Raw genomic sequence first — 8,603 nt, forward strand, 5'->3', positions numbered from 1 at the left:
GAGAAGCCGAAGTCCAAGAAGCAGCCCGCCGCCGAGCAGCAGGCCGAGCCCGAGCAGGCGGCCAAGCCTGAGAAGCCGAAGACCAAGAAGCAGCCAGCGGCCGAGCAGCAGCAGGCTGAGCCGGAGCAGGCGGCCAAGCCCAAGCCACAGAAACAGAAAAACAAGGCGTGCGATCCGCAGACTGAGAGCTGCTAGCCGTACGGGTAGACTGCGGCTCCGCGATTATTCGATCGCGGGGCCGCTGAACGGCAACGCGCGCCAAAACTGCGAATCCTCGCCAGGCGGACGACCGCGCGTTTGTCGTATGAAATGTCGGAAATGCACGAAGGTTTCATAAAGGCCAATGCGCCAGTGAACGCGCGCGTGTAACGTGTGCGTTTCTTCCCGGCGAGGCGATGATACCGTAGAGAAACGTGCGTTTGACCCATCCCACCTGGAGGCTCTCTATGGTCGGAGTCCTGTTGTTCCACCATGCGCAGGGGCTGACTCCCGGCGTGCGCGCGTTCGCAGACGACCTGCGGGCCGCCGGCCACATTGTGTACACGCCGGAGTTGTTCGACGGACGCACGTTTCGGAGCATCGACGAGGGTCTCGCCTACATTGGTGAGATCGGATTTGACGACATGCGCGAGCGCGGCGTCCGCGTTGCCGACAAACTGCCCTCCGAGCTCGTCTACGCCGGGTTCTCGTTCGGCGTGCTGCCGGCGCAGAAGCTCGCACAGACACGGCCGAGCCCAGGCTGGGCAGGAGGGGATCGGGTGAGCGCTCGCACCCTGACTGAGAGGTTGAGTGCAGAAGTCCAAGGGGTTCGGTTGAGTTCAGAATGCCGAAGCCGAAGAATTCTTTAGCGCTTCGGCGGAATATAGGCCGCCTGCAATATCCGCGCTTCCCGGATCAATGACGGTCGATTGAGGCCAACCAAATCGATGAGCCCTCGCGCCTGATCTTCCGAAATGCCGGTCTCATTGGCGATGAAGCGTGCTTCCGAAGTGTCCTGCTCTTGGCGGACACGATCGCGATCCTTGGAAGTCATGGTGAGCGTCCCTTCTCACTTGAGCACTAAGTAACCGGTGAGGGCGAAAAACGTTCCCAAAAAGAAACCACCGCATTTCAAACGGTGGTACGATCAAGTATCGCGCGGCGGGCGGGGACGGGTTGCAGTGCCAGCGCGAAGATCGCTGAAAAATCATAATGCCCTTTGCTGAGATGCTGATCGAGTCGGCAGTCACTTAATCCCAAGAGCGTCCTTGAGTTCTGCCAATTTTTTCATGCCCCCTTGTTCGTCGCCAGCTTGGGACATTTTACGGGCTTCAGCCATCAGTTCGCTGGGATGTTCGGCGCTTTCGGCGCTGCGGTTGCCAGTCACTTGTTCCTGATGAGCCGACATTCCGCGGGTTGAGGCACTGGTCGCGCTCGGCTATGCACATTGCATGACAACGACCGACGATATTGTCAGGCCTCTTGCCCTTACCGCGGGTCTCGTTGCCCGCTTCTGGCCGCAACTGCTGCTTCTCGGCGCTATCGGGTACATAGCGCGCGACCTCCTGCTCAACGCGGCAGTCACGGTGGGCCTCGTCAATCCTCTCGGCGGGATGGTCGTGCTTTCGCTGGTGGTTTTGACCAAGCTTCTGGTCATCGTGGCGATGTTCGTCGCCCTGCGCCCGGGACTGCCGGCACTCGCCTCGCTTCGCCAAATGTCGGCAAGCGGTGCGAAACAGGAGAAAACATCCCAGCCCGCCGACCACTTGCTGGCGGTGACCGCGGCCGCCATCTTGCCCTTCTTCGCCTATTACGCCGCCTGGGGATTCCTCGGCGACAGTGTGCGCGAATATTCGCGGCTGGCGCTCGAACGCATTCCGCTGGGAGAAAGCGCCGACATATTCGGCCTGCTGCGCTCCAGTGGCCTCATTGCGTCCATTGTCGGCTGCTGGTTGGTCCGCTGGTTCGCCAAGCGCATGAACAAAGGCGCGCGCAGGCCTTACTGGCGGCTGCTCGTCGTGGCGGCGGACGCAAGCTGGATATTCATCGGGCTCTATGCGCTCGACATCTGGAAAGACGAGTTCATCGCCTGGATCGGTGCCGGGGCGCTGCTCAATGAACTCAGCATGGGCGCAGGATCGCTTGCCCTGTCGATCGCCGCTCAAGCTGCCGAAGGCCTCACGCCGGTCGAGTTCAAGCAGCCCGGCATCCTGGAACAGGCGCAAGGCCTGTTCTTCTATGCGCTTCTGCCAATGGTCTGGCTGGTCATGGCGGCGATCATCAACGGCTACGAACTGTCGGCCGCCGCGGTCGCGGCCGCGCCGCCGCCGCCGCGCGGATCCACTTGGCGCAAATGGTTGAGCGACTTCATCACGCATTTCCTCGGCGGCTACCGCTCGCGTTATGCGCCGATTTGGGCCTGTCTCAAGCTCACGCTCGGCGCAGGACTCGCGACGCTGCTCACCTTCGTCGTGGCCTACCGGCTGATCGGCTGGCTTGGCGCCTGGCTGTGGTTTGGCGCGACGCGGACGCTTGGCGCGCCGGACCTCGATACATGGCAGGTCGTCTTCAGCGTCGCCAGCGTGTTCATCGGCAGTCCGAGCGATCTCGACGGCGGCATAGTGCTCGACGCCTTGAGGATCGCGTTGCTGGCGGCGGTGCTTGAATATGCGGTGGCGGCGCAACGGCAGCCGCTGAGGGTCGCTACCTGAGGAGCAGATGGCGTGGTCTGGCGTTCGCCACCGTGACCGACAGCGCCAGGCCGCTTGCCGTCGCCGGAATGATGAAAGTCTCGGCCATGCGCGCCGCGCCGCGCGTGCCGGCGCGCTGGAAGGCCAGCCCGCCGCAGCGGGGCTTGTCGGCTGCCTCGGGATACATCTTGCGCACGACGGGCGGGGTCAGGAAGGCAGGCAGCCAGCGGCGGCCCTCGGCGTCGGTGAGCACAGCGGCGCAGGGGCTTTCCGCAAGGAGACCAGGATCCTCGATGCTCGCCTCGAATTCGGCCAGCACCACGGCCTCATCGGCCGAGCCGCCGGGCAGGCGCGACAGCGTTGTCAGCCGCCATTCGGCGCCGGCGTAACGCTGCGACTCGCCCCTGTCGACCGCGATCGGGTCGCGGGCGCTGCCGGACCGCCACGCCTCCAGGCTTTCCCAGGAATGCACCAGCACTGCAGCCGGCAGGGCGCAACCCAGCCCAGCAAGGCTCAGCCAGTAGCGGCGTCTCTCGGCAAGGGAAATGGCCTCCGCCATCACTCGGTCTCCAGCATCCAAGGCATCGGGCCATCGCTCCGGCGGATCGTCACGGCGCCGGGGATGTCGCCCGGCGCAAGTTCGGTGATCGCCACCCGGACCTCTTCACCGAGCGGTGTGAATGCAGATGGCGCGACCACCACGGTTCCGCCGGAAAGTTCGCTTTCCGGGACTTCGAAGGCCATGAGCACAGGCTTTGGCAGTCCCGGCTCCAGCCGCTCTGCCGGCAGCGTGGAAATGCGCTGGCTGAGAGAATAGCGCACGCCGCTCGGGCCGAGCCATTCGACGGAGGTCAGGGTCAGGCTCTCGCGTTTTGCTTCGGCCGCGGCCTCGACCAGGACCCAGATTCCGGAAGTGGTGTAGGTCCTGGTCTGGCCAAAGCGCTCGATCCTTACGGTACGCGCGAGATGCACGTCGCCGACGGCCAGCGCGAAGGCGCGTGCGTCGGTGCGCTTACCCTGCTTGCCGGCAATCGAGACGGGCGAGGTGATGTTGCTGTAGAGCGGGGTAGTCCGCTGCATTGCGTAGAGGATCGCCGCCGCGAAGATGATCGCGCCGGTTTCCTTGAGACCCGCTCTCATTGCGCCGAACCGGCCATCTCGGTCTTTACCGGCAAGTCCACGATCGCGACCGGATCGCGGTCGAACCAGCCCGAGGCACCATAGAGATTGTCACGCCGCTTGTAGATCTGGCTGCCAACCACGAGACGCAGATCCTGCGGCCGCGGCCGCGCCTCCGGCCACTCCCAGGTGGCGATCATGCGTTCCGGTATGCCTGGATGGACGCCGCTTGCGATCCATTTGTCGCGTGCAAGATAGAAGGCCGGCGCCGGCACGTCCGGGATCGGCGGGTCGATGTCAAACATGGAAGCGAAAGCGTTGCTGGTCGATGCCGAGCGGTTGTCGAGATCGAATTCGACCATCAAAAAGGTCTTCGGCTGGGACGGCTCGGTTCCTGTCGGCGGAACCGAGCCGGTTCGTGCACCGCGAAACGTAATAACCCAGCGCCCGGTGTCGATGGGTTCGCCCGCAGCAACCGTCGGAGTTGGCTGCGGGTTGGATGCTTCATACACCGTCATTGCGAATGACGCTGCGGCCGCCGCGAGACCACCAAGGCCGGCGACGAGAAACGCGAAAAGACGCTGTCGCAAAGTCGATGGCTGTCCGACGGACATGTTTCCTCCCGCGAACTATCCACCAGACACGAGCCACAGATGCAACCTGGAGAGGTGAGCTATGCGGTAACATTTATGGCACAATGCGAAACAGCTTCGTCTTGGATCGTGCTGTGGGCCGGACCCGCCGCGCCGAGAGCGGTTCATCGTTTAACTGAAACGCCGAACCGCTCTATCTCTTTGTTTCGGCGCATTTCCGGACGGAAAACCGTTCCACACTTTTCCTGGAATTGCCCTAGCGGAGGGCGGCCACGACGTCGGCGAGGTCGGCCTGCTTGCCATTGCCGGCGCGGCGCAATTGCACCTCGACGGGCTGGCCGTCGGATTGGTCGCAATAGAAGATGGGCCCGGGCCGCACCCATTTGTCGCCCCACTCGGTCAGCGCGATAATGACCGATTTGAATTCCAGCCCCTTCCGGGTCAGGACGTATTCGGCCTGCTCGCCGGCGGTGCCCGGGCGACGGTCCATCAGGCCGGCCTCGACAAAATCCTCGAGGCGCTTGGCCAGGATGTTGGTGGCGATCCCCAGGCTCTTCTGGAATTGCGAAAAGCGCGTGTAGCCGCCGAATATCGCGTCGCGCAGGATCAAGAGGCTCCAGCGCTCGCCGACCAGCTCCAGGGCGCGTGAGGCCGAGCAGTTCTGTTTTTCATAGAGACGACCAAGCATGGCGTGAACATACCCTGTTGACTTGCATCATGCAAGTATGCATGGTGGTTGCATGATGCAAGCGACATCAACAGAGCGTCGCTCCACGTCCTCGCCCGAGGCTTCGGGTGTCCACCAACCAATCAGATCAGACGGGAGATATGTCATGAAAAAACAAGAAGATTACACAACGTCATTTGTCGTTGAGCAAAGTCCGGAAAAGGTTTTTGCGGCGGTTGTCAATCCTCGCGCCTGGTGGTCCGAAGACATCGATGGCGAAACCAATAAGCTTGATGCAATATTCTATTATCACTTCAAGGATATCCACCGCGGCACCTTCAAGGTCACCGAGCTTGTGCCCGGCAAGAAGGTCGTCTGGCACGTCGTTCAGAACTACTTCAACTTCGTCAAGGATGCGACCGAGTGGACCGGCACGAACGTGGTCTTCGACATCGCGCCGACCGACAAGGGAACCGAGCTGCGTTTCACCCATGTCGGGCTGAAGCCGAGTGAAGAATGCTACGATGTCTGCCATGACTCCTGGCGCTTCTATGTCGCGAGTCTTCGCGACCTGATTTCGACGGGCAAGGGGCAGCCCAACAAGGGCGAAGAGAACGCCAATCCAACGGTCGTGCCGCAAAATGCGGACATCGGCCTCGAGCGCAAGGCAGCGAGCGATGGCGCCGAGATAATCGTCATGACGACGGCAGCGGCGAAGCCCGGCATCGAGAGCAAGGTGCGGGATGCCCTGCGGGACGTAGCCGGCGCCGCCCGCAAGCAAAGCGGATGCATCGACTATAGCGTCTTTCGCTCGCAGGCAGAGCCCAACGTTACCATCTGCGTCGAGCGCTGGGCATCGAGGCAGGAGCGCGACGCTTTCCTGGGCTCGGCGGACGCGAGGAATTTCGTTTCGGCCATAACCGGTGCCTTCCTGGAGCGGCCTTCGCCGATCTCCTACACGACATTGGAAGTCGGGTCCTGATTGCAAGGGTTCGCCCGGCGACGGCTGCCCTGGAGCAATGCAAAGGGGGGACGGCGTCCAAGCATGAAACAGAAAACTGTAGCCTACTTGCATGATGCAAGAATAAATCGCCTGCACTCATGCAGTAGGAGGAGAGATCGCCGTGCTGAAATCGATGGAAGTCACAGACAAGACCGTTCTGGTAACCGGGGCCAACCGCGGCCTCGGCAAGGCGCTGGTCGAGGAAATATTGAGGCGGGGTGCCAAGCGCGTCTATGCCGGCGCGCGCAAGCCGCTCGCCCACGCAGATCGGCGTGTCACGCCGCTGATCCTGGACGTGACCGATGCGGCGCAGATAGGGGCGGCTGTCGAGTGGATCGGGTCTCTCGACATCCTCATCAACAACGCTGGCATCGGGCTCTATGACGACCTTGGCGATCGTGCTGCGCTCGAGCGACACCTCGCCGTCAACCTGCTCGGCGTGCATGGCGTAACCCACGCATTGCTGCCGCTGCTCACGCGTTCGCGCGGCGCCGTGGTCAACATCCTGTCGGAAGCGGCCCTCGTTCCCTTCCCGATTATTCCGTCCTACTCGCTGTCGAAGGCCGCCGCGTTCTCCATGACTCAGTCGTTACGTGCTCTCGCCGGGGCTCGTGGCGTGAGCGTTCATGCGGTCCTGTCCGGTCCCATAGACACCGACATGAGCAGAGACGCCGACATACCGAAGGGCTCCGCGGAGAGCGTCGCGAAAGGTATTCTGGACGGTATGGCGCGAGGGGAGGAGGAAATTTTCCCGGATCCAAAATCGGCATCAATGGCCGAGAGCTGGCGCGGCAGCGCGTTCAAGGCGCTCGAACGCCAGATGGCGGCTTTCGTCCAAGCCATGCCCGCCAAGCCATAGGCAATGGCCGCCGTCGATGCGCTGAACGGTTAGGAAAGCGGCTGTTTTTGTGCTCTGTTGCTTGCCATGGTTCTACCGGGTCTTGCCCTTCCCGACGACGTTGATGCGCTGAAGGAGATGATCCTTTCCATGGCTCGCGAGCAGGCTGCAAGTGGAGGCCCGGATCGCAGTCGCCGAAGTCCGGACCGCAGCATCTGAGCGGTCGCCCGGCTGAAAGCTGTCGAGAAAAGCGCCAACGCCAAGTTGGCGGAATGACTGGATAGTTACGGTCTCGGAGCGCCGCCCGTTTGGGACGGACGGCCCTTGTTTCAATCCTTCAAGGCATCTCGAACCTTATCTTTCGCCTTGCCGAGACCTTTCTGAAGGGTGCCTTCGGCCTTGTCAGCGGCTCCGTCAGCGCGAAGCTTATCATCGCCGGTGGCCCTGCCGATCTTGTCCTTCACATCGCCGCGGAGTTTCTTCGCGGAACCCTTAACTTCGTCCTTGTGCATGGTTCTTTTCCTTTCGCAGAACTCAACGTGAGCGGAACCTGAATGTTCCAGAGTGAGCAGGATCGGCATGGCAGGATCGGCATGGCAGGATACGGTGATGATGCAGGCTTCACAGCCTATGCAACTGCAGCCGGCTATACGTTCCTGCAGGCACGATCGCAGCGGCTCGCCAGCGCGGCAGTGCCAACATCGGCGGCACCTACGGCATGCGCTTTCCGGGCGTGCCTACAGGCGGTCTGGCGCAAGTGCAAGCATGGCCGCGCACCGGCGCCACTGTGTACGGCACGACCCTTGCGAGCGATCTGATCCCGCAGCGGGTCATTGATGCTTCGTACGAGGCCGCATACCTCGAGCTGGTAAAGCCCGGTTCGCTGCCGATCTCCTTCGACCCTTCCAAGAAGGTGAAGCGCTAGAGGGTCGAGGGCATCGAACGCGAGTTCTTTGAGCCCGGCGACACCGGCAACATCTTCGCGCCGGATGCGCCGGTCTCGACCATCATCGAGGGCTTGCTCGCCCGGTAATCGGTCCCGCCTACGGTCTGCCGGACATCTTGGTCGTGTAATGGCAGGCTTCTATGACGACATGGCCGAGATAGTCACGGAACTGCTCCAGTCGGAGGGCGAGGGCGGATTAGGGCAGGGAGAGGTCTGCGGAGAACCCCCGCCGACATCTCCGACAGTGCCGGGGCTCAGGCGGGTCTGGACGGCATCCGCAAGCGCTGGCCCTGGGTGAAACACCTGTTCGCCGACGGCAGTGGCCCCACGATTCGTAGCTTTGCGGGAACGGTACCGTGCCGTCTAGCAATGTAGGCGTGTACAGTTCCAGTTGCGGATGTTTTTCAAGAGTTTTGCCCACGGCAGCGTCATCAAGTGTTTTGGTCAACATGGCGACGTCGGCAGAACGGGCGGTGCCTTGGACCGGCATTGCATCTCTCCCGAAGAGGGCGAAAGCGCGTGTCCCGCGGCGTGGTGTAGCCGGCGGCATTGGTCGCCGTGTGTCCGGCATGGGCCGGGCTGGTCAGCGCGCCAAGGCTGGTCGATCGCGCTGGCCCGTCATCCTATTGGTGCTGATGGCATCCGCGCCGGCATGGTGATCGAAGGAGCGTTGTGAGACCATGGGGCTCCGCGTGTGAACCAGTTCCACTCGGCCTGTGACAACAGCGCGTTCACGCGCTGGCGAAGGAGAACTTCCTCGGTTGCCAT

At 62.4% G+C, this 8,603-nt stretch carries 12 protein-coding genes and 2 pseudogenes; 7 read left to right on the forward strand and 7 right to left on the reverse strand.

Going from position 1 to position 8,603, the window contains the following annotated elements:
• Both NKH21_RS32290 and NKH21_RS32295 read left to right on the forward strand, forming a co-directional pair.
• Nucleotides 1–195 (forward strand): hypothetical protein (locus tag NKH21_RS32290; protein ID WP_352869921.1); only part of this gene is annotated, 195 nt, incomplete at its 5' end.
• 251 nt (nt 196–446) lie between these two features.
• Nucleotides 447–731, forward strand: a pseudogene (locus NKH21_RS32295) (dienelactone hydrolase family protein); the annotation flags it as partial.
• Nucleotides 732–844: 113 nt separating this feature from the next.
• Here NKH21_RS32295 and NKH21_RS32300 read toward each other — a convergent pair.
• Both NKH21_RS32300 and NKH21_RS32305 read right to left on the reverse strand, forming a co-directional pair.
• Nucleotides 845–1,033 (reverse strand): hypothetical protein, encoded by a 189-nt coding sequence (locus tag NKH21_RS32300; RefSeq protein WP_352869923.1) that lies wholly within the window; start codon nt 1,031–1,033, stop codon nt 845–847.
• 192 nt (nt 1,034–1,225) lie between these two features.
• Nucleotides 1,226–1,366, reverse strand: a complete 141-nt coding sequence (locus tag NKH21_RS32305) for a hypothetical protein (RefSeq protein ID WP_352869925.1) — start codon at nt 1,364–1,366, stop codon at nt 1,226–1,228.
• A 64-nt stretch (nt 1,367–1,430) separates the two neighbouring features.
• Here NKH21_RS32305 and NKH21_RS32310 point away from each other — a divergent pair, with 64 nt between their 5' ends.
• Nucleotides 1,431–2,690: a hypothetical protein gene (locus tag NKH21_RS32310; RefSeq protein WP_352869927.1), complete on the forward strand. Its 1,260-nt coding sequence runs from the start codon at nt 1,431–1,433 to the stop codon at nt 2,688–2,690.
• Here the strand turns inward: NKH21_RS32310 and NKH21_RS32315 are convergent.
• From NKH21_RS32315 to NKH21_RS32330, 4 genes are all read right to left on the reverse strand, one after another.
• Nucleotides 2,683–3,228, reverse strand: coding sequence for a hypothetical protein (locus NKH21_RS32315; RefSeq protein ID WP_352869929.1), 546 nt, complete (start codon nt 3,226–3,228; stop codon nt 2,683–2,685). The two genes, NKH21_RS32310 and NKH21_RS32315, sit on opposite strands and share 8 nt — an antisense overlap.
• Entirely contained in the window at nt 3,228–3,809 is a 582-nt protein-coding gene (locus NKH21_RS32320) for a hypothetical protein (RefSeq protein ID WP_352869931.1), read from the reverse strand. Before NKH21_RS32320 ends, NKH21_RS32315 begins: the two co-directional genes overlap by 1 nt.
• Nucleotides 3,806–4,402, reverse strand: a complete 597-nt coding sequence (locus NKH21_RS32325) for a hypothetical protein (protein WP_352869933.1) — start codon at nt 4,400–4,402, stop codon at nt 3,806–3,808. The genes NKH21_RS32320 and NKH21_RS32325 overlap by 4 nt, the downstream gene beginning before the upstream one ends.
• Nucleotides 4,403–4,637: 235 nt before the next feature.
• A complete protein-coding gene (locus tag NKH21_RS32330; protein WP_352869935.1) occupies nt 4,638–5,069 on the reverse strand; it encodes a winged helix-turn-helix transcriptional regulator in 432 nt (143 codons plus the stop codon).
• Nucleotides 5,070–5,214: 145 nt separating this feature from the next.
• Here NKH21_RS32330 and NKH21_RS32335 point away from each other — a divergent pair, with 145 nt between their 5' ends.
• Nucleotides 5,215–6,030 carry an antibiotic biosynthesis monooxygenase gene (locus NKH21_RS32335; RefSeq protein ID WP_352869937.1) on the forward strand — a complete coding sequence of 272 codons (816 nt, stop codon included), beginning with the start codon at nt 5,215–5,217 and terminating at the stop codon, nt 6,028–6,030.
• Between the two features lie 142 nt (nt 6,031–6,172).
• Nucleotides 6,173–6,910, forward strand: a complete 738-nt coding sequence (locus tag NKH21_RS32340; protein WP_352869939.1) for an SDR family NAD(P)-dependent oxidoreductase — start codon at nt 6,173–6,175, stop codon at nt 6,908–6,910.
• A gap of 308 nt (nt 6,911–7,218) precedes the next feature.
• On the opposite strand, the gene NKH21_RS32345 is transcribed toward NKH21_RS32340, so the two are convergent.
• Nucleotides 7,219–7,401 (reverse strand): CsbD family protein, encoded by a 183-nt coding sequence (locus NKH21_RS32345; RefSeq protein WP_352869941.1) that lies wholly within the window; start codon nt 7,399–7,401, stop codon nt 7,219–7,221.
• Nucleotides 7,402–7,607: 206 nt separating this feature from the next.
• Between NKH21_RS32345 and NKH21_RS32350 the strand changes: the two genes are divergently transcribed.
• Nucleotides 7,608–7,814 (forward strand): DnaT-like ssDNA-binding protein, encoded by a 207-nt coding sequence (locus NKH21_RS32350; protein ID WP_352869943.1) that lies wholly within the window; start codon nt 7,608–7,610, stop codon nt 7,812–7,814.
• Nucleotides 7,815–8,057: 243 nt separating this feature from the next.
• Nucleotides 8,058–8,156, forward strand: a pseudogene (locus NKH21_RS32355) (IS5/IS1182 family transposase); the annotation flags it as partial.
• Nucleotides 8,157–8,603: the final 447 nt, after the last annotated feature.

The organism is Mesorhizobium sp. M1329 (assembly GCF_040318035.1).
Lineage (GTDB): Bacteria > Pseudomonadota > Alphaproteobacteria > Rhizobiales > Rhizobiaceae > Mesorhizobium.

What these genes read in the sequence shown, in the direction of transcription:
- NKH21_RS32300 (WP_352869923.1), bottom strand. Translation starts at nt 1,033, where the DNA reads ATGACTTCCAAGGATCGCGATCGTGTCCGCCAAGAGCAGGACACTTCG.
- NKH21_RS32310 (WP_352869927.1), top strand. Translation starts at nt 1,431, where the DNA reads ATGACAACGACCGACGATATTGTCAGGCCTCTTGCCCTTACCGCGGGT.
- NKH21_RS32350 (WP_352869943.1), top strand. Translation starts at nt 7,608, where the DNA reads ATGCGCTTTCCGGGCGTGCCTACAGGCGGTCTGGCGCAAGTGCAAGCA.
- NKH21_RS32325 (WP_352869933.1), bottom strand. Translation starts at nt 4,402, where the DNA reads ATGTCCGTCGGACAGCCATCGACTTTGCGACAGCGTCTTTTCGCGTTT.
- NKH21_RS32315 (WP_352869929.1), bottom strand. Translation starts at nt 3,228, where the DNA reads ATGGCGGAGGCCATTTCCCTTGCCGAGAGACGCCGCTACTGGCTGAGC.
- NKH21_RS32330 (WP_352869935.1), bottom strand. Translation starts at nt 5,069, where the DNA reads ATGCTTGGTCGTCTCTATGAAAAACAGAACTGCTCGGCCTCACGCGCC.
- NKH21_RS32320 (WP_352869931.1), bottom strand. Translation starts at nt 3,809, where the DNA reads ATGAGAGCGGGTCTCAAGGAAACCGGCGCGATCATCTTCGCGGCGGCG.
- NKH21_RS32345 (WP_352869941.1), bottom strand. Translation starts at nt 7,401, where the DNA reads ATGCACAAGGACGAAGTTAAGGGTTCCGCGAAGAAACTCCGCGGCGAT.
- NKH21_RS32335 (WP_352869937.1), top strand. Translation starts at nt 5,215, where the DNA reads ATGAAAAAACAAGAAGATTACACAACGTCATTTGTCGTTGAGCAAAGT.